The sequence below is a fragment of the Stenotrophomonas sp. YJH_SMC_81 genome (assembly GCF_059370875.1).
Window position 1 is genome coordinate 44,087 of record NZ_JCAFUB010000010.1, and the last position, 24,429, is coordinate 68,515.

Below are 24,429 nucleotides of genomic sequence, written 5' to 3' on the forward strand. Positions count from 1 at the left end.
CCCGTGTTACACAGCCGTTACCACCCGCGCTGGGGAAGTGTCGCTGTGGATCCTGCCGTTCGCAAACCACGTCTGCCTGCTGCTGCCGGCCTGTGTGCCGCGCTGCTGCTGTGGGTGTCGGCCACGCAGGCGGCAGACGGGCGCAGCAGCCAGCAGCGCGCGCGAGGAGTGCAGGTGATCGACCTGATCGACAGCGGCCGTTTCCGCGACGCCGACGCGCTGCTGGCCACTGCACCCGCCGCCACTGACGAAGCGTTCCAGCGCGAGCGCATGCGCCGCATCCGCCTGGATTTCGCCCTCGACGAAAGCGCCGCCAAGGACGCCGTACGGCGCGGCATTCCCGATCTGACCGACGAGGAATTTGCGCGCTGGGACCAACTCGGCCTGATCGAGCATCTCGATATCGATGGCGAGCGTTGGTACTTCAAGCGCGCACCCTCGAACCTGTTCCTGCTCAGCGACGAAGCACGCGCGCGTCGCCGCGCGGATGCACCGATGCCGCCTCCGGGCCCCAACGAAGTGCTCAATGCCCACCACGCAGGCGTGGTTGCTGCGGCCGAACAGAGTGGCCAGGCGTCGGTTCTGCCGCAGCGCTATGAATTCACCCAGTCGCTGACGGTGAAGGCCGATGCGGTGCCGGCCGGCGAGACCGTGCGTGCCTGGATTCCGTACCCGCGCGAGATCCCCGGCCAGCAGGAGCAGGTGCAGTGGCTGGGCAGCACCCCGGGCAAGGCGCGCGTGGCTCCGGCCCATACCCAGCAACGCACCGCCTACCTCGAAGCCAAAGCGGTTGCCGGGCAGCCGACCCGTTTCGAGATCCGTTACGCGGTCACGATCTTCGCCCGGCATACCGCGATCGATCCGGCCAAGGTGCAGGCGACACCGAACGATCCCGCATTGAAGCCCTACCTGGCCGAACAGCTGCCGCATGTGCGTTTCACCCCGGCATTGAAGCTGTTCTCCGACCAGGTGCTGCAGGGCGAGACGCGCCCGTATGAAGTGTTGCGCAAGCTGTTTGCCGCGGTCGACCGCATTCCATGGGCCGGTGCGCGCGAATATTCCACGCTCAGCAACATCAGCGACTACGCACTGCGTGCCGGCCATGCCGACTGCGGGCAGCAGACCCTGTTGCTGATCGCGCTGCTGCGCCTGAACGGCATTCCCGCGCGCTGGCAGTCGGGCATGGTGTTCTCCGGCGACGGCAGCGGCTACAACAACCTGCATGACTGGGGGCAGGTCTACCTGGCGCCGTATGGTTGGCTACCGATGGACGTGACCACCGGCGCACTGGCCAGTGATGTGCCGGCCCTCCGTGACTTCTACCTGGGTGGCCTCGACGGCTACCGCATCGCATTCAACGACGATTTCGGCCAGCCCTTCGTGCCGGCCAAGCAGCACTTCCGCTCGGAAACGGTCGACTCGCAGCGCGGCGAGGCCGAGTGGGCAGGCGGCAACCTGTACTTCGACCAATGGAGCTACGACTTCCAGTGGCGGGTACTGCCAGCCAGGCAACGCTAGCGCGACACACCGCATTCCACACCATTCAATTCTTGCAGGAGAGAGCAGGGGATGAAGGCTTACAGCATCAAGCGGGCGGCGTTGTGCGTCGCCCTTGGGGCGTGTCTGGGCGTAGTGCTGCCCGGCATCGCGATGGCACAGAACGTGAGCGGCGCAGTTGCCGGCCGTGCAACCGCGGGTGACCAGGTGACCGTGGTCAGCAACAGTACGGGTCTGACCCGTACCGTCACCGTCGGCGCCGACGGCAGCTACCGCCTCGGCCAGCTGCCGGTAGGTGACTACCAGCTGCAGCTCAGCCGCGATGGCCAGAAGCTGGGCGATCAGATTGCTGTCAGTGTGGCAGTAGGTGGTACCACCACGGTCAACCTGGCCAGTGGCGGCGGCGTCACCAATCTCGATGCGCTGCAGGTGGTCGGCACCCGAGTGGTCAACCGCGTGGACGTCTACTCCACCGAGACATCCTTCAACATCAACCGCCAGGAGATCTCGCGGCTGCCGGTGGCGCAGGACCTGTCTGCGGTCGCGCTGATGGCGCCGGGCGTGGTCGGCGGCAACTCGTCATTCGGCGGCCTGTCATTCGCTGGTTCATCGGTGGCCGAGAATGCGGTCTTCATCAATGGCCTGAATGTCACCGACATGTATACCCGTCGCGGCTTCAGCACCGCGCCGTTCGCCTTCTTCAAGGAGTTCCAGGTCAAGACCGGTGGCTACTCGGTCGAGTTCGGCCGCTCCACCGGTGGCGTGATCAATGCGGTGACCCGTTCGGGCAGCAACGAATTCGAGGGCGGTGTTGAAGTCACCGCCGAGCCCAGTGCGTGGCGCGCCAGTGGCGGCGATCATTTCCACCGCGACGGCACCCCGCATTCCTACGGCAGCCGCGACAACAACTCCTTCCTGAAGACCAACGTGTGGGGCTCCGGCCCGATCGTCAAGGACAAGCTGTTCCTGTTCGCGATGTACGAAGACCGCAGCGACAAGGGACACAACACCTCGTCCGATGGCAGTACCTGGTTCAAGAACGATTCCGGCAACGGCTTCTGGGGCACCAAGCTGGACTGGAACATCAACGACAACCACAGCCTGGCGCTGCTGGCGTTCTCGGATGAGGGCGATGTCACCAATGCGTCGTACGGTTACAACTGGAACGCCGACCAGCTCGGCGCCTGGGGCGGCGATTCGGTCACCGAGACCGGCGGCCGCAACTGGTCGGCCACCTACACCGGCCACTTCGGACAGAACTTCACCGCGCGCGCCATGGTCGGCCAGAACAACCAGCGTGCCTTCACCAATTCATCGCTGGATCAGGCCTGCAGCCCCGTGTTCACCGACAGTACCTACGGCCCGCGCCTGAGCAAGCTGCAGGGCCTGCGCGCAGGCTGCCACCCCACGGGCACGGCAGTGGCCGAGCGTGACGATACCCGTGACGTGGCGCGACTGGACTTCGAATGGCAGCTGGGTGACCACCTGCTGCGCTTCGGTGTCGACCGTGAGCTGATGACCACAAAGCAGTCCACCCGCTACCCCGGCCCGACCGAACTGAGCTACACCGCCTACGTGGCGCGCCCCGGCGATGAAGTCTGGGACGGTGCCAATGCCTACGTACCGGCTGGCGTTACCGAAATGCTCCGTGCGCGCAACCGCAAGTCGGGCGGCACGTTCGAGACCGAAGCCAATGCGCTGTACGTGGAAGACATCTGGAACATCACCCCGAACCTGATGCTGAACCTGGGCGTGCGCTGGGACCGTTTCGAGAACCGTACCGCCGCCGGCAAGGCGTTCATCAAGATGGATGACCTGATCGCACCTCGCGTCGGCTTCTCGTGGGACATGCGCGGTGATGGCAGCACCAAGCTGTTCGGCAACGCCGGCCGCTACTACCTGCCTGTCACCAACAACATCAACGTGAATTTCGCAGGTGGCCTGACCGACGAGTACAGCTACTACGTGCTCAATGGCTGGGAGCGGAAAACCTCGCCGACCGGCTCACCGTACATGGCACCGGTCGTCGGCCAGCAGATCGGGCCGACCGACACCCGCATGAACACCGGCGGTGCCGACCTGCGCCAGAGTGTGGATCGCGACCTCAAGGCGGTCTACCAGGACGAGTACATCCTAGGCTTCCAGAACATGATCAACCAGGCATGGTCGTGGGGCGTCAACGCCACCTATCGACGCATGACCCGTGCGCTGGACGACATCCGCATCAATTACACCCCATGCGGCCCGACCCCCAGCACGCTGTGGCCGATCGCCAACCCGGGCGAGAGCCTGACGATCTGGGGCGACAAGAGCATCGGCTGCGCCAACGAAGGCTGGATCACCATTGACACCGCCAACAGCGGCTATCGGAAGGGCGGCAGCGGCGAGGTGATCGGTTACTCCAAGCCCAAGCGCACCTACAAGGCACTGGAGTTCCAGATCGACCGTGCCTGGGACGAGAAGTGGATGTTCAACGCGTCCTACCTGTGGTCGAAGAGCGAGGGCAATTTCGAAGGCCCTGTGAATTCCGATACCAACTACGGCGACACGGGCATGGTTCAGTTCTGGGACCATCCGGCCACCAACGAGCGCTATGGCGTGCTGTTCAACGACTTCCGCCACCAGTTCAAGCTGCGTGCCGCTTACGCGCTGAACGAGCAATGGTCGTTCGGAACCACACTGCAGGTGCAGTCCGGTGGCCCGATCACTGCCTACGGCGTGATGTGGCCGAACGATTCCATCGCCGGTGGCAGTACCTCCAGCGAAGGTAGCGGCGGTGGCACCGGCTGGCTGTGCGTGGCCAACTGTTCCGGCCCGTACAACCAGCGGCAGTTCGAGTACAGCCCACGCGGTGCGTTCGGTCGCCTGCCGTGGACCTGGACCATGGGCGCCAATGTGACCTGGCGTTTGCCGGTGGAGGGCATCGACCTCAGTGCACGGCTGTCGGTGTACAACCTGTTCAACAACCAGAAGACCATCAACGTGCACCAGCGCTATGAAGCGCAGCCCGGCCAGTACCGCGAGGCGACGTTCGCCACCGGGACGCGCTGGCAGGCCCCGCGCTACACCCAGCTGGTGGTGACCTGGAACTTCTGAGGCCACGATCCGCGCCGTCCACCGTGACGGCGCGGGCAATGGAGGGGCTGCGCGCATGTACCACCTGCTGATCGTCGCGGCGGCACTGGCCGCACCGTCCGCTTCGGCGACCGACATCGCCTCCCTCGAGGCCGACGTCGCCGCCGTGGTCCAGCACGAGCACCTGCCCGGGCTGGCCATCGCGGTGGTCGACAACGGGCAGGTGGTCTATCGCCACGCCGAAGGCGCGCGTGGCGACGGCGGCCGCATCGACCAGGACACGCTGTTCAAGATCGCCTCCAACAGCAAGGCGATGACCGCCGCGCTGCTGGCGCGGCTGGTGCAGCAGGGGAAGCTGCGCTGGGAGGATCCGGTGCAGCAACATCTGCCGGGCTTCCGCATGCACGATGCGTGGGTGGGCGAGCAGATGCAGGTGCGCGACCTGCTGATCCACAACAGCGGCCTGGGCCTGGGCGCCGGTGACCTGATGCTGTGGCCGGAGCCGAACGCGTTCACCCGCGCCGACATCATCGCCGGGCTGGCGCACCTGAAGCCGGTCAGCAGTTTCCGCAGCCGCTATGCGTACGACAACCTGATGTACGTGGTGGCCGGCGAACTGGCCGCTGCGGCGGGTGGCAAGCCGTATGACCAGCTGATGCGCGAGCAGGTGTTCGAGCCGCTGGGCATGACCCGCTGCCAGGTGGGGGCGTGGTCGGTGAAGCGGGTGGGCAACGTGGCGCAGCCACACGCTTGGCATGGCGACCACAATGCGGTGGTGAACGCCGATGGTGCGATCAGCCCGGATCTACCGTCGATGGCCGCCGGCGGCATCCGCTGTTCGCTGCGCGACATGACGCGCTGGATGCAGGTGCTGCTCGATCCTGCCCTGGCACCTGGCTGGTTGGATGCTGAGCAGCGCCGTACGCTGTGGACCCTGCACATGCCGATGGCGCTGGGTGAACGCCAGCGGCGCTGGGACAACGCGCATTTCTATGGCTACGGCTATGGCTGGCGGGTGTCGGACATGGACGGGCAGTGGAAGGTGGCGCACACCGGCACCCTGTCGGGCATGTACTCGTCGCTGGCGCTGCTGCCTGACCGCAAGGTGGGCGTGGTGATGCTGATCAACGGTGAAGGCGAGGATGCGCGCACCGCATTGATGCAGGCCGCGCTGAAGCGCTTCACCGCCCCCGATGAGGCGCGTCCGGCACTGGCGTACCTGGCCGAACTGAAGGCAGACCAGGCTAGGGCAAGCGGCCATCAGCGGCCGGCGACGTCGGAGGCACGGCCGGCATCGGACGCCGATCTGCCGCGCTGGCACGGCCGCTACACCGATCCGTGGCTGGGGCCGGCCTCGCTGTGCCCGGGCAAGGACGGCCTGCGCTTCAGCGTGGACAAGTCGCCCCGGCTGCAGGGGGCTGTGCTGCAGCTGCAGGGGCGCTGGCTGCTGCGCTGGGATACGCTGGGCGAAGACGCGCAGGCGTGGCTGCAGCCGGGTGAGGGCCTGGCACCGACACTGGACCTGCGCGCCATCGATCCGGACATCGACTTCAGCTATGACTTCCAGGACCTGCATTTCACTCGTACTGGCGATTGCCCTGGCAGCGACCACCAGCGCCGCTGAGCCACCGCGCGTTTCACCGGCCACCGACGCGGCCAGCGCTGGTTTGGTGGAGATCCGCACGTTGTCGCCAGGCATCGACATGGACATCCGCTACGCCGGCGCCAACAACTTCACCGGCGTGCGCGTGCCCGGCTACGAGGCGCCTTCGTGCTACCTGCTGGCGCCGGTGGCGAAGGCGCTGGCCGAGGTGGAGCAAGACCTGCGCGCCGATGGCTTCGGCCTGCGCCTCTACGACTGCTACCGGCCGGTGCGTTCGGTGCAGGCCTTCATGGCCTGGGTGAACGATCCGCGCGAGCTCTCGCGCAAGGCACAGCAGTATCCTGACCTGGACAAGCCGCGCCTGCTGGCCGACGGCTACATCGCCGAGCGCTCCGGCCACAGCCGCGGTGGCACGGTGGATCTGGGCCTGCTGGATTGCCGCAGCGGTGCATGTACGCCGTTGGACATGGGCACTGACTTCGACTTCTTCGGGCCGCGTGCGCATACGCAGACGAGCGGGCTGAGTGAGACGCAGCAGGCGAACCGGCGGCAACTGGTGCAGGCAATGGCACGGCGTGGTTTCGTGAACTACCCGCAGGAGTGGTGGCACTACACGTTCCAGCCGGAACCGGATCCCGGTACCGCGTACGACGTCCCGGTACGGTAGGGGTAACGGCAGGGCACCGCCCAGCCTCTGACAGTTTCCCGCGCGGTCCGTTGTAGGGCCGAGCCCATGCTCGGCTGCTCTTTGTTCAATCGTCGAATTATTCGATCTCGATGGAGACTCATCCACGCATGGCGTGGATCTACTGTGGCTGCCGATTGGGTCCGAAGCAGATCCCTTACACTGGCCGCCTCTTCATCCCTGCCCACCCGATGAACCTTCCCCTGCACTTCGGCCTGCTCGGCACCCTGGAAGCGGGCGCCATTGCCCTGCTGGTCGGCCTGCTCGTGTACCTCCTGTGGTCGCAGCTGTGCCGCCTGCTGCGGTGGTCGATGGGGCACGCGATCGGCTGGTCCTGCGTCATCGCCGTGATCATCGCCGCCGGCATCGATGCGTGGAAGCTGTTCTACATGGGCATCGTGCGGCTGGAATCGCCGCTGTACGCGCGCATCTTCCTGGCCACCATCCACGATCCGAACGAACTTGGCAGCCGTGTGGTGCTGGAAATCGCCGGTGCGCTCGCCGGTGTTGCTCTTGCATGGGTGTTGTTCAGTTCGCGGTCATCGGAAAAAACCGTCGACTGACGCAGGTTTTTCGTTGCCTGCCGGTTAAATGCAGAGGCGCTGAATGCGCATCTTATGAGCCACTCACTTCACCCTAACCACCGCGCTAAAGCATGCGTGGAGGCCAGTGGTTAATCGCGCGTGTGGGCGCCGCTCGCGACGCAAAATCGATTCAGAAACGCGGTGGCAGGGTAGGTGCCGTGCGGAATCAACACGCCGCGCAACACCACCCAATCGGTAGGAGACACCCCTGATGACTATTCGCAACCGCAAGCCCCTGATCGCCCTGATCGTCGCCGCCGGCAGCGTGCTGGCCATCCCGGCGATGGCCCAGTCGGCCAAGCAGCAGGCCGCGCAGGCGCAGAACGAAGCCGCTCAGGCCCAGCAGGCGGCTGCACAGGCCGGCCAGGCCGCCGACCAGGCGACCAATGCGGCCGCAGCGGCATCGGCGCAGGCCAATGGCGGTGGCCAGACCTGGGCCAGCATCGATACCGATGGCAACGGCACCATCAGCAAGACCGAGGCGCAGGTGAACGCCGGCCTGGCCCAGGTGTTCGACCAGGCTGATACCAACAAGGACGGCGAACTGAGCGCCGATGAGTACAAGGCCTACGTGGCCGCCCAGCAGGCTGGTGCGGGTGGCGCAGCGCAGGGTGCGCAGGGCAGGTAAGTCCTGCATCGGGGCGTATGGGAACCCGGGCGGCTTCGGCCGCCCGGGTTTTTTTCGTCACCATGGCCCCTGTATCCTTGGGCGATGAACACCCCCACGCCTGCGCCGTCGCGCGCCATCGGCCTGGTCGGTTTTGACGGTGACGATACGCTGTGGAAGAGCGAGGACTACTACCGCAAGGCCGAGCAGGATTACCTTGACCTGCTGTCGCGCTATGTCGACGTGCATGACACCCAGACCGCCCGCCACCTGCTGGAAGTGCAGCAGCGCCACCTGGGCACCTTCGGCTACGGCGTCAAGAGCATGACCCTGTCGATGATCGAAGCGGCCATCGACATCACCGGCCAGCGCATCGACGCGAAGGACATCCAGCGCATTCTGGAGATCGGCCACGACACCCTGCGCCACCCGGTCGAGCTGATCGACGGCGTGCGTGAAGCGGTGGCGGCCATCGCCGAGCACTACCCGGTGGTGCTGATCACCAAGGGCGACCTGTTCCACCAGGAAGCCAAGATCAAGGTCGCCAACCTGGCCGAGCTGTTCCCGCGCATCGAGATCGTCTCGGAGAAGGATCCGGAAACCTACGCCCGCGTGCTGGCCGAATTCGACCTGCCGATGCAGCGCTTCGTGATGGTCGGCAACTCGCTGCGCTCGGACATCGAGCCGGTGGTGACGCTGGGTGGCTGGGGCGTGCATACCCCGTACGCAGTGACCTGGGCCCACGAGACCCAGCATGGCGTGGCCGACGACGAACCGCGCATGGTCACTGCCGATACCGCCCACGACTGGCCGGCCGCACTGGCGGCGATCGAGGCCAAGGCTGCTGCGGCCTGACAGGGCCGGTCGGCTGCGGCAGAATCGGGGCATGAACCACCGACTGCGCGCGCTGATGTTGTTCCTGCTGCTGGCGCCGGCCACCGTGCTGGCCCAGCAGACCGCCGAGCGTTCGGCCACCTATGAAGTGGACACCGGCGACAGCTGGGTCGACGCCCAGCTGCAGGACATCAACCACTACGCCGAACGCTACCCCGACGCCTTCCTCGACGAAGTGTCGCGCTATGCCGACGTGCCGCGCGGCTACATCAGCGCGCTGTTCACCACCCACGGCTGGCAGGCAGGAGACATTTATTTCGCCTGCTTCTGGGCCAAGGCCAGTGGCCAGACCTGCCGCGACAGCGTGCGTGCCTTCAGCCAGGACCCGGAGGGCGGCTGGGAGGCGGTGGTCAAGCGCATGCCCACCAAGCCGGACAATCTGCACTACCGGGCTGTGCGCCATGCCATCGTGGCCAGCTACCAGCACTGGGACCGGCCGATCACCCTGGATGCCACGCTGAAGCGCCAGCTCAAGCGGTAGTGCCGGCCGCTGGCCGGCACCTGCACCATTCCAGGCATCCGGAGGTTGCCGGCCAGCGGCCGGCACTACCGGTTTCCTTATGTTGCTCTGCGTATCGCCGCCGCCGGGCGCTCCGGCGACAATACGGGTCCGAGCTGTTCCCCGTTCCCGTAATCGAGTGACTGATGAGCGCCTCTTTCGTTTCGCCTGATGTGATCCGCCGCCTGTTCGCGCAGGCCATGTCCCGCATGTACCGCACCGAAGTGCCGCTGTACGGCACGCTGGTGGAACTGGTGGAGCGGATCAACGCGCAGGTGCTTGCCCAGGACCCGGCGCTGGCCGCGCAGCTGCAGCGCAACGACGAGCGTGCGCGCCTGGATGAAGAGCGTCATGGCGCGATCCGCGTCGGTACCGTGCAGGAACTAGCGACACTGCGCCGCCTGTTCGCGGTGATGGGCATGTACCCGGTCGGCTACTACGACCTGTCGGTGGCCGGCGTGCCGGTGCACTCCACCGCGTTCCGCCCGCTGACCGGCGCGGCGCTGGCGCAGAATCCGTTCCGCGTGTTCACCTCGCTGCTGCGCCTGGAGCTGATCGAAGACGAAGCCCTGCGTGCCGAGTCGGCGAAGATCCTCGCACGCCGCCGCATCTTCACCGACGGCGCGCTGGCGCTGATCGACCAGGCCGAGCGCGACGGTGGCCTGTTGCAGGCCGATGCCGAGCGCTTCGTCCAGGAGGCGCTGGAAACCTTCCGCTGGCACGGCGATGCCACGGTCGACCTGCCGACCTACCACGCCCTGCACAACGCGCACCGCCTGGTGGCTGACGTGGTCAGTTTCCGCGGCCCACACATCAACCACCTGACCCCGCGCACGCTGGACATCGACGCTGCACAGGCGGCAATGATCGAGCACGGCATGGCGGCCAAGGCGGTGATTGAAGGCCCGCCGCGTCGTGCCTGCCCGATCCTGCTGCGCCAGACCAGCTTCAAGGCGCTGGAAGAGGCCGTGCACTTCCCGGATGCCGAAGGGGGTGATGCCGGCACCCATACCGCGCGCTTCGGCGAGATCGAACAACGCGGCCTGGCGCTGACCCCGAAGGGCCGCGCGCTGTACGACCAGCTGCTGTCGCAGGCCCGCGACGCCGGTGGTGAAGGCAGCACCGGCGGCGACTACGGCCAGCGCCTCCAGGCGGTGTTCGCCAGCTTCCCGGATGACCATGACACCCTGCGCCAGGAAGGCCTGGGGTATTACCGCTACCAGCTGACCGACGCTGGCCGCGCCGCGCCGGAGCGCGTGGCCGATCTGCCCGCTGAAGTGCTGGTGGCCGCCGGCCTGGCCACGGCCGACCCGATCGTCTACGAGGATTTCCTGCCGGTCAGCGCCGCGGGCATCTTCCAGTCGAACCTGGGCGGCGAAGAACAGCGCGCCTATGCCGCGCATGCCAACCGTGAGGCCTTCGAGCAGGCCTTGGGCGTGGCGGTGAACGACGAGTTCGAGATCTACGAGCGGCTGCAGGCCGAGTCGCTGGCGGCGCTGCGCGGGTAAACCGCTTGCCGTGGAGCCGAGCGTGGGCTCGGCTCTACAGGGATTCTGCGGAGCGGCCCCTTTGTAGAGCCGGGCGCTGGCCGGCTGTTGGGGAAGCCGGCCAGCGGCCGGCTCTACCCGACGTCCGTAGCGGGCCTCAGCCCTTCATCGTGCCGGTATCCAGCCAGCGCTGGTGCCACGACAACGCTTCCGGCAGCAGGTGCGGGGTGTGCTTGCCGTAGCTCTCACGGCTGGCACGGTCGAAGTAATCCTGCAGCTGCGGGCGGAAGTCCGGGTGGGCGCAGTTGTCGATCAGCACCTGCGCGCGCTTGCGCGGGGTCAGGCCGCGCAGATCGGCCAGGCCCTGTTCGGTGACGATCACCGACACATCGTGCTCGGTGTGGTCGACATGGCTGGCCATCGGCACGATCGCCGAGATGGTGCCGTTCTTGGCGGTGGACGGGCTCAGGAACGCCGACAGGAAACCGTTGCGGGCAAAGTCACCGGAACCGCCGATGCCGTTCATGATCCGCGTGCCCATCACGTGCGTCGAATTGACGTTGCCGTAGATGTCCACCTCGATCATGCCGTTCATGCCGATGCAGCCCAGGCGGCGCACCAGTTCCGGGTGGTTGGAGATTTCCTGCGTGCGCATGATGATGCGCTCGCGGTAGAAATCGATGTTCTCCTTGAACGTCTCATTCGCCTGCGGGCTCAGCGCGAAGCCGGTGCAGGAGGCGTAGCTCAGCACGCCGTCGCGCAGCAGGTCGAGCATGCCGTCCTGGATCACTTCGGTGAACGCGGCCAGGTCGCGGAAACCACTCTTGGCCAGGCCGGCCAGCACGGCGTTGGGGATGTTGCCCACGCCCGACTGCAGCGGCAGCAGGTTCGGCGGCAGGCGGCCCTTCTTCACCTCGTGCTTGAGGAACTCGATCAGGTGCGAAGCGATCTGCTCGCTGGTTGCATCGATCGGGCTGAACGGGCTGTTGCGGTCCGGGCCGTTGGTACGCACCACGGCCACGATCTTGTCCGGGTCGCAGCGCAGCGCGGTATCGCCGATGCGGTCGTTGGCGTTCACCAGCGGAATCGGCTTGCGGTGCGGCGGCAGCGCGGTGCCGTAGTAGATGTCATGCATGCCGTCGACACCGGCCGGCTGCCACTCGTTGACCTCGACGATCACCTTCCTGGCCAGGTCCAGCCAGGTCTTGTTGTTGCCGACCGAGGTGGAGGGCACCAGCGAACCATCTTCGCGGATGGCCGAGACTTCGATGACGGCGGTATCGATCTCGCCATAGAAGCCGAACCACACGTGCTGGGCAACGTGGCTGAGGTGGATGTCGATGTAATCCAGCTTGCCCTCGTTGATGCGGTTGCGCGCGTCCGGGTCGCTCTGGAACGGCATGCGCATGGCGATGCCATCGGCCTTGGCCAGCGCGCCATCGAGTTCCGGCGCGGTCGAGGCGCCGGTCATCAGCTTGATCTGGAAGGGATTGCCCTGGGCATGCACCGCTTCGATGCGGCGGGCCAGTTCGACGGGAACGGCCTTGGGATAGCCGGAGCCGGTAAAGCCGCTCATGGCCACGGTTTCACCGGGCTGGATCAGCGCGGCTGCGGCCTCGGCGGAGACCACGCGGTCACGGAGACGCGCGTTGGCGATGCGATCAACAGACATGACGACAGTGTTTCTGGGGGGAATCCCGATTATCGGCCATCCTCATCCGTACGGGGGGTTCTACCTTCGTGGAATGGCTTTTCCCCCAGGGGCTCACCCATACCCACCGGTTCTGTTTTGCAGTGCAGCGTGCAAAGTGCTTTCGCAGCCCGCACGATGGCCCTGCATCCCGACGTGGGGGAGGGAGCAGAGCCCGCTGGCAGTTCGCTGCAAGCGGGCTTTTTTATTGCCTGTCGCCCAGTATGAATGCGCGGCTCCCAGTATCGGTAGTGGCGGCCGCTGGCCGGCAACCCCAGTAACCTTCGGCAGGATCATCGGATTTGCCGGCCAGCGGCCGGCACTACTGGGTCCGTTGCGCCCCAGCCGGGTCGATACAATCAGACCCATGACCCTCGCCCCCGCTGACCTGCCCGCCGCCCTGCAGCCTCTTGTCGACCGCGCGCTGGCGCGCTTGGCCCAGGTCCTGCCCGAACCCATCCCGACCGATCTGCTGCCGCTGCTGAGCCGGTTGGCGGTGACCAGCGACTTCGCGCTGGACACCCTGGTGCGGCAACCGGCGCTGCTGGCGCAGCTGGCCGCGCCCGGTTGCCCGCCGATCCCGCCACCGGTGCTCGATCCGCTGCAGCCCAGCGACTGGCCGGCGCAGATCCGGCGCTGGCGTACTGCCATGTCGACGCGGCTGATCTGGCGCGACCTGACCGGTCTGGACGACGTGGCACAGACCCTGGCTGGCGCCACCACCCTGGCCGAGAACTGCCTGCGGCTGGCGCTGGACGCGCTGCAGCAGGAATTCGCCCAGCGGCACGGTGTGGTCCGCGATGGCGAAGGCGCCGCGCAGCAGCTGGTGGTGTTCGGCCTCGGCAAGCTCGGCGGCGGCGAGCTCAACTTCAGTTCCGATATCGACCTGGTCTACGCCTATCCGCACGGCGGCGAATCCGACGGCCCGCGCGCGCTGGCCGCTGAAGAGTATTTCGCCCGCCTCGGCCAGCGCCTGGCCAAGCTGCTGGACGAAACCACCGTCGATGGCTTCAGCCACCGCGTCGACCTGCGCCTGCGCCCGTTCGGCAGCGCCGGCCGCGTCGCGCTGTCGTTCGCGGCGATGGACCAGTACTTCCAGCGGGAAGGCCGCGACTGGGAGCGCTATGCGTGGCTGAAGGCGCGCGCTGTCGCCGGTGATATCGAGGCCGGTGAAGCGTGGCTGCAGACCCTGCGCCCGTTCGTGTACCGCCGCTACCTGGATTTCACTGCGCTCGATGGCCTGCGCGAGATGAAGGCGGCGATCACCGCCGAAGTCGCGCGCCGCGAGCTGCACGAAGACATCAAGCGCGGCGCCGGTGGCATCCGCGAGATCGAGTTCCTGTGCCAGGCGCTGCAGCTGATCCGCGGTGGCCGCGAACCTGCGCTGCGCGAGCGCCGCCTGCTGGTGGCGCTGGACGCGCTGGTGGCTGCGGGGCAGATCGCGCCCGAGGACGGCAGTGCGCTGCGCGAGGCCTACCTGTTCCTGCGCCGCCTGGAGAATCGCCTGCAGATGTTGCGCGATGCGCAGACCCACGTGCTGCCCAGCGATGCACTGGACCGCGAGCGCATCGCCGTCGGCCTCGGCTACCCGGACTGGGACGTGTTGCGCGCGGCGCTGGCCGAACAGCAGCAGCGGGTCAGTACCGAATTCGCCGCGCTGCTGGCACCGCGCAAGGGCCAGGCCGCGCCCGACGCGCTGGCCAACTACTGGCGTAGCCTGCCCGAGGGCAGCAACGCACCGCTGCTGGCTGAAGCCGGTTTCCTCGATGCCAACGGCGCGGACCAGTCATTGCGTGATTTCGCGCAGGGCACCGGCGTGAAGTCATTGTCCGATGCCGCGCGTGCCCGGCTGGATCGCGTACTGCCCGCGTTGCTGCATGCGGCCACGCGTTCGCCGCAACCCGACGCCGCGCTCAGGCGCGTGCTTGGCCTGCTGCAGGCGGTGCTGCGCCGGACCAGCTATCTCGCGCTGCTGGACGAACAGCCCAGCGCGCTGGCGCGGCTGGTCGACGTGCTGGCGCGCAGCGCGCTGCTGGCCGAGCGGCTGGCCGCGTACCCGCTGCTGCTGGACGAACTGCTGGACGTGCGCGTGTCCGGGCCGATGCCCGATGCGGCCGGTATGCTGGCCGAGTGCCAGCAGGTGCTGGCGGTGGAAGATCCCGAATCCGCACTGCGCTGGCTCAACGAGACGCGGCTGGCGCTCAGCTTCCGCATGGCAATGGCCACGCTGGATGGCCGCCAGGGTGCGGTGGACAGCACGCGGCAACTGGCCGAGCTGGCGCAGGCGGTGGTCACCACCGTGCTGGCGATGGCCGAGGCGGACATGCGCGCCGCGCACGGCGGGATTCCCGGTGGACGTTTCGCGATCATCGGCTACGGCAGCCTCGGCGGGCTTGAGCTGGGCTTCGGTTCCGACCTGGACCTGGTGTTCCTGCACGACAATCCGGCCGGCGTGGAGGCCAGCGATGGCGCACGTCCGCTGGAACCGGGGCGCTGGTATGCACGACTGGCACAGAAGGTGATGGCGCTGCTTGGTGCGGTCACCGCCGCCGGGCGCCTGTACGACATCGACGTGCGCCTGCGCCCGGACGGTGGCAAGGGTTCGCTGGTGTCTTCGTTGGCCAGCTACACTGAATACCAGCGCGAACGCGCGTGGACCTGGGAACACCAGGCCCTGGTCCGCGCACGCGGTGTGGCCGGTGATGCCAGCCTGCTGGCCGATTTCGAACAGGTGCGCGCACAGACACTGGGTCGTGAGCGCGATCCGGCCACGCTGTATGCCGATGTGCTGAAGATGCGCGGCCGCATGCGCACTGAACTGGACCGCAGCGATGCCGCGCGGCTGGACCTGAAACAGGGTGCCGGTGGCGTGGTGGACCTGGAGTTCCTGCTGCAGACCGGCGTGCTGGCGCGTAGTGCGCAGCATTCCGCGCTGTTGCAGCCACGCGACACGCCGTCGCTGATCGATGCGTTGGCGGTTGCCGGTTTCCTTCCGGAAGACACTGCGCAAGCACTGCATGGCGCGCATGCCACGCTGCTGGATGTCGGCCTGGCCTGCACGCTGGACCGGCGCCCGCGACTGGCACCGACCACGCCCGCGATTGAAGAGGCGTGTGCCGCGATTACGGCAGCGTGCAGAGCGGCAGCGTTGCCGTTCGGGTGATGGGTCCACCCATTAGAACAATTGCCCGGGGATGATCCGCTGTTGGTAGGTGCCGACCGTTGGTCGGCACAATCTGTCAGCGGTGATGAACTCTGATGGAGCGTGCCGACCAACGGTCGGCACCTACCGTGCTCATGTGCCATCCAAGGTCGGCACCTACCAGAGCATGTGCGGTCAGCTGGTCGCGCGCAGCGGCGCCATCTTCCACAGCAGCGCGCGGAACGGGGCCAGCAGGCACACGCCGATCGCCAGCTTCACTGCCAGGTCGCCGGCTGCCCAGCTCACCCACGGCAGGGTGGAACCGGCAAACGCGATCGACCAGAAAATGGTGGTATCCACCGTCGCACTGCAGGTCGTGGCCACCATCGGTGCGCGCCACCAGCTGCCACGGCGCAGGCGGTCGAACACGGTGATGTCCAGCAACTGCGCCACGATGAAGGCCGAGCACGAGGCAACGGCGATGCGCGGCGTGGCCACCCAGATCGACAGCAGCACCGCCACCGCGAAGCCGATCCACGCTACGCGGCGCGCCGGGCCCGGGCCGAAGCGGCGGTTGATCAGGTTGCTGACCAGGAACGCGACCGGATAACTGAAGGCACCCCAGGTCAGCCAGTCGTTGATCGGGTACTGCACCAGCACGTTGGACAGCAGCACCACCGCGCCCATCGCCAATACCGCCAGCACCAGGGCGCGGGCGGTCAGCGGGGCAAACACAGGGGCAGGACGCACGGACATCGCGAGCCAGGGGGGACAAAGGGGATCGCCCATTATCCGCCCGGCCCGCGGCAAAGCCAAAACCGCTTGTTCAGCTTTACAACGCTTCGCTCATCACATCGCCCGCGGCGTAGGCGGTGGGGACGTAAGCCAGCGCCTGGCCCTGTGCGCTCTTCACGGTCCAGCCGGCACCGGCCTCGGTGGGGTCGAAATGCACCTGCTGGCCGACCACGAAGGCCGCCGTCTGGTCTTCATGCACGCGCGCCGGCCAGCGCAGGGTGGCGGTCTGATCGGCCTTGTCGGGCACCTGCAGCTGCACCTGGCGCTCGCCCGCCGCCGTGGTCTCCACCTTTTTCACTTCCATCGGTGGCAGCGGCACCGCCTTGGTGCGGGCAACCCTGCCATTGCGTTCGCTGGCCTTGAACGGCGCTTTCGACAGTTCGGACAGGCCCGCCGACGCAGCGAGCGGCACCGAGACCACGATCAGCGAGGTGATCAGCACGCTGGCCTCGCTGCTGTTCAACTCCGGCGCGGCGCCGGCATGGACGGTGGGCACCAGCAGCGCGGAGAGCAGCAGGGCAGAAGCGGGAACGCGCAGGCAACGGAACATGGAGACCTCCTGGTCAGCGTGGGGACGGCGGCTCAGCGCCGGGTATCGAAGATGTCGCGCGGGCCGGTGGCTTCGGGCAGGTATTCCAGCGGGCGGCCCTGGTTGTCCTTCAGCTGCCAGCCCTGGTCGTTGCCGGTCGGCTCGAAGTTCACGGTCTGGCCCACGGTGAACTGCACGGCCGGGTCGCCGACGCCGCGCGGATACTGCATCGATGCGGTGTTCTGCGGATCGTTGGCATCACGCAGCAGCACTTCGCGGCGGCCATCGACGGTGGTGGCGATGGCACTCACCTCCATCTGCGGCAGCTTGATCTGCTGCGGGCGGGCCAGCGGCTGGCCGGCATCGGCCGCATCCTGGGCTTCCTTCGCTGCTGCGGCGCGGGCCGAGGCCACCATCTGCGTGGACATTTCCAGGCTCGGTCCCTGCGGGCCCGGGTCATGGATGATCACGATGCGGCGTTCGGCGTGGGCGGCCGTCGACCACGCCAGGCCGGTGACGATCACCATCGACAACACAGAGGTAAGCAGCGGACGCATGTGGTTCTCCTTGCGGGATTCAGGGCGTGGCGGCAGTGGCACCGGCCACCGGCACGTGGGGGATCACCAGTTCCTGCTGCAGCTGGCTGCGCTGGTGCAGGAAGTCGAACACCGATTCCACCGTCACCACCGCATAGTTGCCGGAGATGCGTTCGCCGGCCGGATGGTCGGTGGTGGTGGCGTTGGCTACGAACAGGCGCGCACCCACGCGCTTGCCGAGGCCGATATGCAGCACGCTGGGCTGGTACTTCTGCTGGCGCAGCCACTGCTGTGCCTGTTCGCGCTTGACGATGGCCGGCGCGCCTTCGGCCTGCGCCATCGCCGCCGCCAGCACTTCCAGCACCCACTGGTTGGAGTTCTGGTAGTCGGTGGCGAACGGGTAGGCGACCACGTTGTACTTCGCTTCGTGCAGCGCCTTGGGCTGGATCGAGGGCGACACCAGCATCGCGCGCAGCGCCGCACGCAAGGGGGCCGACGGCACGCCGATGCGCAGGTCGGTATGGCCGCCGCTCTCGCCGACGAAGTTGCCGAGGCCCTCGTGGTACAGCTGCGAGCGGTCGGTCTTGCAGCGGTTGAGCAGGTGTATCGCGCGCCAGCGGTCGTCGTCCTCGCGCAGCAGGAACGCCAGGTGGCTGTGGCGCAGGCCATAGCGGCTCAGGTCCTGGCCACCGCGCGCGGCCACCACCACGTCCACATCGGGCAGCGCGTCCAGGCGTTCGGCGGTGGTCCAGGCGACATCCAGCATCGCCGCCTGCGACGCCACGCTCGGGTAGCGCTCGCGGCAGGCGGTGCTGTCGGCCCAGGCCGGTGCGGTCGCCAGCAGGCTGGCGATCAGCAGCGCGGCGCGGCGCAGGCGGGAAAAACGATCCATGTCGGTACCTTCAACGGCGGGCAGGCCCGCGCGCCGATCATACGCTGCTCAGCGCAGCGGGCGATCCACGCCCTTGCGCTGGAGTTCCCTGTCGCAGGCATCGCTGATCGGGGCGATCGGCAGCGGCGGGCGCTCGCCCGTCTTCGGATCGCGCAGCGCCGGCTGTTCGCGGTACGCATCCAGCTGCTGCTGGCATTGATAGGAGATCGGGTCCAGCTCGGTGGGCGCGGTCGAACACGCGGCGAGCAGGGCCAGGGGCAGCAGGAGCAGGGTACGCATGAAGGCATTCGGTCCGGTGGGGGACACCGGACTCTAACGGTATGGGCGGATTGAAATGTTCAGAAATCGCTGCGCACCCCGGTAGTGCCGGCCGCTGGCCGGCATCGGCAGGGTGTCCGGTAATGCGCACAGCGTTGCCGGCCAGCGGCCGGCACTACCCCAAGGCCAGGCGCTGCTTTACTTCCGCCGCCACGCGCGCGGTTTCGCGCAATGGCTCGATGCGGTCGTACTGCCAGTCCAGCCAGTGCGGCTGCAAGCGCCCGCGTTCGCGCAACTGCTGCTGGAAACGGGCCAGCCGGCCCTGCGCGGTATCGGCCAGTGCCACCATCACCGGCATGCGCGTGGCGCAGGCTTCAGAGAGCAGGTTCACCGAATCGGGCGAGACCACCACGCGGTTGGCCCAGCCGAGCAGGCCACCATAGGGATTGGTACCGTCGCCACCATCGCCCCAGATCACGTGCGGCAGGTCGGCGAACTTCGCGCGCAGGATCTCGGCCAAGGCCGGTGGCGTGCGTCGCGAGGTGGTCGCCAGCAGGCTGCCGCCTTCGCTGCGGATCTGCTCGGCCAGCGCCTGGAATACGCCGACCATCGCCGTCTCGTCCCACGGCGCCAGCGGCGTCGGCCCGCCGACCAGCAGTGCGGTGCGCGGGCCGGGCAAGGTGCTGAAGCCGGCGAACGCGGCGCGGCCCCAGGCCAGCCAGTCGTCGTCCACCGGGTTGAGGCTGCCGAGCAGGGTCAGCACATTGCAGCCACGCAGGGCGTCGTGTTCCGGCACCACCACCACGTCCCAATGGCGGGCGCTGATGCGCGGGTCGAGGATCTGCACTACCTGGCTGCCGCGTGCACGCAGCACGCGCAGGGCACCGGCCGCCTGGCGACCACAGCCGATCGCCAGTGCCGGCGCCTCAGCCGCCAGCGTCGCCAAGGCCTCGCCGTAGCCATTCACATCGCCGGGCAGGCGCCGCGGCGACAGCCAGCGCCAGGGTGCGCGCGGTTGCAGGAGCAGCGGTCGGTGGGTGCCCTGGCGCAGTGCCGAGGCCAGCGCGACCGCCTGGCGGACATTGCCCGCACGGCCGTCAGTGACCGTCCATGGCGCGCTCGATCGTTTCACCATTGGCATTAATTCGTTTCAGCCCTGCTGGGTGTTGCAACAGTCGCGACACTCTACACTGCGGCTCGTCGTTTCGCCCCGCGCCGCCCGCGGGCACTGACTTCCTTTCGCCGCCCTGGAGATCCACCGATGTCCCACGCGCTCGACGCCGCCGCCCTTGATCAGCTGTTCCGTACGGCCCGCACCCAGAACGCCTTCCTCGACAAGCCGGTCCCCGAGAGCCTGCTGAAGGAACTGTACGACTTGGTGAAGTGGGGCCCCACCGCGGCCAACACCACGCCGGCCCGCTTCGTCTTCGTCACCTCGAAGGAGGCCAAGGACAAGCTGGCCCCGGCGCTGTCCGAAGGCAACCTGGCCAAGACCATGGCTGCGCCGGTCACCGTCATCATCGGTTTCGACCTGGACTTCCACGAGAAGCTGCCGTACCTGTTCCCGCACACCGATGCCAAGGCCTGGTTCGATGGCCCGCAGGAAGGCCGCCACGAAGCCGCCATCCGCAACGGCAGCCTGCAGGGTGCCTACCTGATCCTGGCTGCGCGCGCGCTGGGCCTGGATGCCGGCCCGATGTCCGGCTTCGACCCGGCCAAGGTCGACGAAGCCTTCTTCGCCGGCACCTCCATCAAGTCGAATTTCCTGGTCAACCTGGGTTACGGTGATCCGGCGGGCCTGTTCCCGCGCCTGCCGCGCCTGTCGTTCGACGAAGCGGCGCGCATCGCGTAAGTCGCTGTATCGGTTTCGGGCCCGCCGTCCCGCGGCGGGCTCTTGCTGCACCGTGTACCCACCCTACGATCCGGAGAGTTCCTCAGATGAGCGCCACCCGTAAACTGCTGCTGCCGCTGGCCCTGACCCTGGCCATCGCCGCCTGCTCCAAGCCGGCCGATACCGCTGCCCCGGCGGCCGATGCCGCCGCCCCGGCCACCACCGAGCAGGCTGCCACCCCGGCCGCTGATGCCGCTGCTGCCGCGCCGGCTGCCGAAGCGATCAAGATCGCCTCGGGCACCTACAAGCTGGACCCGAGCCACACCGACGTGCTGGCGCAGTGGAGCCACTTCGGCTTCTCCAACCCCAGCGCGCACTTCGGCAACGTCGAAGGCACCCTGGTGTACAACGCCGAAGACGTGACCAAGTCCACCGTGGAAGTGAAGCTGCCGCTGAGCGGCCTGAACAGCTTCACCGCCAAGTTCGACGAGCACCTGAAGAGCGCCGACTTCTTCGACGCCGCCAAGTTCGCCGATGCCACCTTCAAGAGCACCAAGGTGGAAGCGGCCGGCACCAACAAGCTGACCGTCACCGGCGACCTGACCATCAAGGGCATCACCAAGCCGGTCACCCTGGACGTCACCGTCAACGGCGGCGGCGAGCACCCGATGGCCAAGGTTCCGGCCGCCGGCTTCGATGCCACCACCACCTTGAAGCGCAGCGATTTCGGCGTCGGCGCGTATGCCCCGAACGTCAGCGATGAAGTGAAGATCCGCATCACCACCGAAGCCACCGGCGAAAAGCCGGCAGCTTGATGCACCCAGCTCACTCGTCGTGAGAAGGCAGAAGGCCCGCTGAAAAGCGGGCCTTCTTTTTGGGTTCTGCATGCGAGGCACCCGATGCCGATGGGGTTGCCGGCCAGCGGCCGGCACTACCCGGTAGATGCCAACCGGCATCTGGTGGGTGCGGACCGTTGGTCCGCACGATCCCTCAGCGCAACGCGCCCAGCCACGCCCCACATGCTTCGCTCGGGCTCTGCTTGGCCTTCACCGTCATCCCGCTCACCCGCACGAACGTCTGCGCCGCCTGCGCCACGCTCTGGCGGGCGATCAGCGCCGCCTGCTTGGTGGCAGCCTGCTGCTTGCGCAGCTGCACGATGTTGATCGAAGGCCGACCCACCGGCGCGTACTTCTGGTCGCGGCGCAGCACGTCGGCCACCTGCGCCACTTCGAATTCGGCCTGCAGGTAGCGGTGCTGTGCTTCCACCAGCTCGCGCAGCGGCGCGCGCAGTGCAGCGGTGTCGGCGAAGGCGGCCAGGGCCGCGTCGCAGGCAGCGTCATCAGCGAAACGGGCGCGCAGCGCATCCACGCTGGCCAGGGTCAGTTTGGCCATGTGGGCCTCGTTGCTGCAGGAAAGGAGCGCGATTGTCGCATTGCTTGCCGGCGGATGCGTTGAACCGGGCGATGGAATACCTGTAGAGCCGAGCCCACGCTCGGCTCATCGCGCGCAGCGCGAGGGTTTTCCGATGGCGGAACGACGAGCAGCCGAGCATGGGCTCGGCTCCACAATGGCCCGCTGTATCACCCACGGAAGTGCGCGAAGGTCTGCTGTGCGGCATGGTGGAAGACACGCTGGTGGAACGGGCCGGTACCCTCGGCCTGGAACCGAAAGTGGTGCGCGAGGCGCTGACCATGCACGTGGATGAGCTGCTGCACACCCGTGGCGTGCTGCGGCTGGTGAAGGCGCAGATCAACGGCATGATGCCCGGCGTGTACTTCGGGCTGCTGTTGCCGGTGCTGATCATCGCCCTGCTGGTGGCGCTGGAGATATGGGCCGCGAAGCGGTTCGGGTGGACGCGGCAGGCGGCGTCCAGTGCTCCTGTAGAGCCGAGCCCACGCTCGGCTCATCGCGCGTAACGCTAGGGTGGAGCGAAAAGCAGCCGAGCGTGGGCTCGGCTCTACATGGTCAAGGGCGTGCGGACCAACGGTCCGCACCCACCCAGGAAGGTGCGTCAAAGGCGTGCGGACCAACGGTCCGCACCCACCAAGCAGGGTCCGCACCCACCGCCTTTTGATCAATCGCCGTCGGTTTCGTCCGGGTGGGCCTTCCAGTAGCCGGTGGAACGAATCCAGTCGCGTGGCACGCCCAGGTGGCCTTCGATGAACTTGCGCATCATCCGTGCGCGGCGTGATTCGGTGGCGATCCAGTAGAAGACATCGCCGTCCGGGGCCTCGAAGTCGGTCAACATGTCTTCCAGCAGCGTACTGCTGGCCGCCGGGAAGCCGTTGCGCTCCAGCCAGTGGATGCGCACGTTCTCGTACTGCGGCAGGTCCTGGCGTTCGGCCTCGTCGCGCACTTCGATGAAGGCCTGCACCTCGGCACTGTCCGGCAGCACGTCCAGCCAGCGGGCGATGGCCGGCAGTGCGGTTTCATCGCCGATCAGCACGTAGGCGTCGTAAGTGTCGGCCACCACGAACGAGCCGCGCGGGCCGCCGATCACCAGCATGTCGCCCGGCTGTGCGCGTTCGGCCCACGGCCCGGCCACGCCCTGGTCGTGCAGCACGAAGTCGATGGCCAGCTCGCCGCGCTCGTGGTCCCACCAGCGCGGGGTGTAGTCACGGGCCGGCGAAGGCGCCTTGCCGGCCGGGTAGCTGCGGCCTTCGGCGGTCAGCACCGGCAGCACCATCTCGCCCGCAGCGTTGGGGAAGAACAGCTTGATGTGGTCGTCGGCGCCGGGCGAATCGAAGCCGGCCAGGTCGTCGCCACCCAGCACGATGCGGCGCATGTGCGGGGTGACCTCTTCGGTGCGCAGCACGGTCAGTTCACGGAAGCGCACATCCAGGCGCAGGCGCGTGTTGTTGTGTTCGGTCATGGGGGTTACCTGTAAAGGTGTCGCGCGGGGGCGCGCGGCGTAGGGGCGACCTGGCTGGATTCAGTCTGGCTGGGTCGTTGAAATCGGTGGTTGCTCGCTACCGGCCGTACCGTTGAGCAGGGCCGAGGCCCGCGTCAGCAGCGCCGCCACTTCGTCCGCCTCGCCCTCGGCCCAGCGGCCGTGGTGATGCACCAGCGCCCGCTTGAACTCGCGCAGGGCAGTGGCCAGCGGCGGCGGCAGCGAGGCCTTGGTGATCTCGCGGGCACGGTCGAAGGCACGTCGCTGCGCCAGGCGTACCTGGGTGCGCTGCACCTTCAGCTCGAACTCACCGGCAGCGGTGATGCGGAAGATCCGCTTGCCATCCACTTCCTCGGCCTCGATCCAGCCGGCCTGCTCGAAGCTGGCCAGCAGCGGGTACATGGTGCCGGCGCTGGGCGTGTAGGCCTGCATGAACTGGTTGCTGATCAGCTGCATCAGCTCGTAGCCATGGCGCGGCTGCTCGCCGATCAGGGCCAGCACCAGCAGGCGCAGGTCGCCGCGGCTGAGCACCCGCGGCTGGCCATTGCGACGTGGCACCGCTGAATCGGTGGAACGGGCTCTGGGAGAGGGGCTTCGGCTCATTTCGATATATCGGTAAACGAGTGTGCAAACGATATATCGATATGTCGAAAGCGACAACATCCGATCCGGCCACAAGCAGGTGCAATTTGGGCCACGGACCTTCGTGCGCACAGCAAAAGGGGCGCCCCCTGCGAGGCGCCCCGGCGATGCTGTGGAAGGGAGCAGGGCCATCGGGCCCATCACTCGCGACCCACCCTGGGCCCGCGACTGGCAGCGATCCAGAGGCAGGTGCGACATGTTGTCGCCGGTTCAGAACCGCTGCCCGGCGCCCACCTACGGCGGTGCCGGAGTTGCCCTACAACCGTCATCGGCAGCAGTAACACTGCGTCCTG

General features: G+C 67.4%; 22 protein-coding genes and 1 pseudogene. 13 read left to right on the top strand and 10 right to left on the bottom strand.

Annotation, left to right across the window (positions count from 1 at the left end):
- Positions 1-45: 45 nt before the first annotated feature.
- The 9 genes from AC5P8U_RS17010 to hglS all read left to right on the top strand — a co-directional run bounded on the left by AC5P8U_RS17010 (position 46) and on the right by hglS (position 10,952).
- Entirely contained in the window at positions 46-1,518 is a 1,473-nt protein-coding gene (locus AC5P8U_RS17010) for a transglutaminase-like domain-containing protein (protein WP_151354759.1), read from the top strand.
- Between the two features lie 51 nt (positions 1,519-1,569).
- Positions 1,570-4,593, top strand: a complete 3,024-nt coding sequence (locus AC5P8U_RS17015; RefSeq protein ID WP_088497046.1) for a TonB-dependent receptor — start codon at positions 1,570-1,572, stop codon at positions 4,591-4,593.
- Between the two features lie 55 nt (positions 4,594-4,648).
- Entirely contained in the window at positions 4,649-6,196 is a 1,548-nt protein-coding gene (locus tag AC5P8U_RS17020) for a serine hydrolase domain-containing protein (protein WP_227838035.1), read from the top strand.
- Positions 6,129-6,842, top strand: a complete 714-nt coding sequence (locus tag AC5P8U_RS17025) for a M15 family metallopeptidase (protein WP_227838037.1) — start codon at positions 6,129-6,131, stop codon at positions 6,840-6,842. The genes AC5P8U_RS17020 and AC5P8U_RS17025 overlap by 68 nt, the downstream gene beginning before the upstream one ends.
- Positions 6,843-7,051: 209 nt before the next feature.
- Positions 7,052-7,423, top strand: a complete 372-nt coding sequence (locus AC5P8U_RS17030) for a hypothetical protein (protein WP_049413267.1) — start codon at positions 7,052-7,054, stop codon at positions 7,421-7,423.
- 232 nt (positions 7,424-7,655) lie between these two features.
- Complete coding sequence (locus tag AC5P8U_RS17035; protein ID WP_019662197.1) at positions 7,656-8,072, top strand: EF-hand domain-containing protein; 417 nt, start codon at positions 7,656-7,658, stop codon at positions 8,070-8,072.
- Between the two features lie 84 nt (positions 8,073-8,156).
- Positions 8,157-8,906, top strand: coding sequence for an HAD family hydrolase (locus AC5P8U_RS17040; RefSeq protein WP_072169044.1), 750 nt, complete (start codon positions 8,157-8,159; stop codon positions 8,904-8,906).
- Between the two features lie 31 nt (positions 8,907-8,937).
- Positions 8,938-9,426, top strand: coding sequence for a hypothetical protein (locus tag AC5P8U_RS17045; RefSeq protein WP_072169045.1), 489 nt, complete (start codon positions 8,938-8,940; stop codon positions 9,424-9,426).
- Between the two features lie 164 nt (positions 9,427-9,590).
- Positions 9,591-10,952 (top strand): 2-oxoadipate dioxygenase/decarboxylase HglS, encoded by a 1,362-nt coding sequence (gene hglS, locus AC5P8U_RS17050; protein WP_072169046.1) that lies wholly within the window; start codon positions 9,591-9,593, stop codon positions 10,950-10,952.
- A gap of 136 nt (positions 10,953-11,088) precedes the next feature.
- Here hglS and scpC read toward each other — a convergent pair whose 3' ends face one another.
- Positions 11,089-12,603, bottom strand: a complete 1,515-nt coding sequence (scpC, locus tag AC5P8U_RS17055) for a succinyl-CoA:acetate CoA-transferase ScpC (RefSeq protein WP_021202957.1) — start codon at positions 12,601-12,603, stop codon at positions 11,089-11,091.
- Positions 12,604-12,988: 385 nt separating this feature from the next.
- On the opposite strand from scpC, the gene glnE reads away from it, so the two are divergent.
- Positions 12,989-15,784: a bifunctional [glutamate--ammonia ligase]-adenylyl-L-tyrosine phosphorylase/[glutamate--ammonia-ligase] adenylyltransferase gene (gene glnE / locus AC5P8U_RS17060; protein ID WP_088496223.1), complete on the top strand. Its 2,796-nt coding sequence runs from the start codon at positions 12,989-12,991 to the stop codon at positions 15,782-15,784.
- A gap of 174 nt (positions 15,785-15,958) precedes the next feature.
- Here the strand turns inward: glnE and AC5P8U_RS17065 are convergent, their stop codons facing one another.
- The 6 genes from AC5P8U_RS17065 to AC5P8U_RS17090 form a co-directional block, all read right to left on the bottom strand.
- The gene (locus tag AC5P8U_RS17065; protein WP_005415040.1) at positions 15,959-16,519 is read right to left on the bottom strand and encodes a queuosine precursor transporter; all 561 of its coding nucleotides are present in this window, start codon (positions 16,517-16,519) and stop codon (positions 15,959-15,961) included.
- 76 nt (positions 16,520-16,595) lie between these two features.
- Entirely contained in the window at positions 16,596-17,108 is a 513-nt protein-coding gene (locus AC5P8U_RS17070; protein WP_072169048.1) for a hypothetical protein, read from the bottom strand.
- Positions 17,109-17,140: 32 nt separating this feature from the next.
- Positions 17,141-17,644, bottom strand: a complete 504-nt coding sequence (locus tag AC5P8U_RS17075) for a hypothetical protein (RefSeq protein ID WP_069139918.1) — start codon at positions 17,642-17,644, stop codon at positions 17,141-17,143.
- Positions 17,645-17,663: 19 nt separating this feature from the next.
- Positions 17,664-18,515, bottom strand: a complete 852-nt coding sequence (locus AC5P8U_RS17080; protein WP_447897012.1) for a DUF2145 domain-containing protein — start codon at positions 18,513-18,515, stop codon at positions 17,664-17,666.
- Positions 18,516-18,563: 48 nt separating this feature from the next.
- Positions 18,564-18,794 (bottom strand): hypothetical protein, encoded by a 231-nt coding sequence (locus tag AC5P8U_RS17085; RefSeq protein WP_005415044.1) that lies wholly within the window; start codon positions 18,792-18,794, stop codon positions 18,564-18,566.
- Between the two features lie 154 nt (positions 18,795-18,948).
- Positions 18,949-19,908 carry a mitochondrial fission ELM1 family protein gene (locus AC5P8U_RS17090; protein ID WP_111008377.1) on the bottom strand — a complete coding sequence of 320 codons (960 nt, stop codon included), beginning with the start codon at positions 19,906-19,908 and terminating at the stop codon, positions 18,949-18,951.
- A gap of 126 nt (positions 19,909-20,034) precedes the next feature.
- Here AC5P8U_RS17090 and AC5P8U_RS17095 point away from each other — a divergent pair, with 126 nt between their 5' ends.
- On the top strand, positions 20,035-20,625 hold the full coding sequence (locus AC5P8U_RS17095) for a malonic semialdehyde reductase (protein WP_005415046.1): 591 nt from the start codon (positions 20,035-20,037) through the stop codon (positions 20,623-20,625).
- Between the two features lie 86 nt (positions 20,626-20,711).
- Positions 20,712-21,419: a YceI family protein gene (locus AC5P8U_RS17100; protein ID WP_005415047.1), complete on the top strand. Its 708-nt coding sequence runs from the start codon at positions 20,712-20,714 to the stop codon at positions 21,417-21,419.
- Between the two features lie 175 nt (positions 21,420-21,594).
- On the opposite strand, the gene AC5P8U_RS17105 is transcribed toward AC5P8U_RS17100, so the two are convergent.
- Positions 21,595-21,996 carry a hypothetical protein gene (locus AC5P8U_RS17105; RefSeq protein ID WP_312539613.1) on the bottom strand — a complete coding sequence of 134 codons (402 nt, stop codon included), beginning with the start codon at positions 21,994-21,996 and terminating at the stop codon, positions 21,595-21,597.
- A 197-nt stretch (positions 21,997-22,193) separates the two neighbouring features.
- Here AC5P8U_RS17105 and AC5P8U_RS17110 point away from each other — a divergent pair.
- Positions 22,194-22,520: pseudogene (locus AC5P8U_RS17110) on the top strand (hypothetical protein); the annotation flags it as partial.
- A 158-nt stretch (positions 22,521-22,678) separates the two neighbouring features.
- Here the strand turns inward: AC5P8U_RS17110 and AC5P8U_RS17115 are convergent.
- Both AC5P8U_RS17115 and AC5P8U_RS17120 read right to left on the bottom strand, forming a co-directional pair.
- A complete protein-coding gene (locus AC5P8U_RS17115; protein WP_447897011.1) occupies positions 22,679-23,476 on the bottom strand; it encodes a siderophore-interacting protein in 798 nt (265 codons plus the stop codon).
- Positions 23,477-23,536: 60 nt separating this feature from the next.
- Positions 23,537-24,097 (bottom strand): PadR family transcriptional regulator, encoded by a 561-nt coding sequence (locus tag AC5P8U_RS17120; RefSeq protein ID WP_072167692.1) that lies wholly within the window; start codon positions 24,095-24,097, stop codon positions 23,537-23,539.
- Between the last annotated feature and the right edge of the window lie 332 nt (positions 24,098-24,429).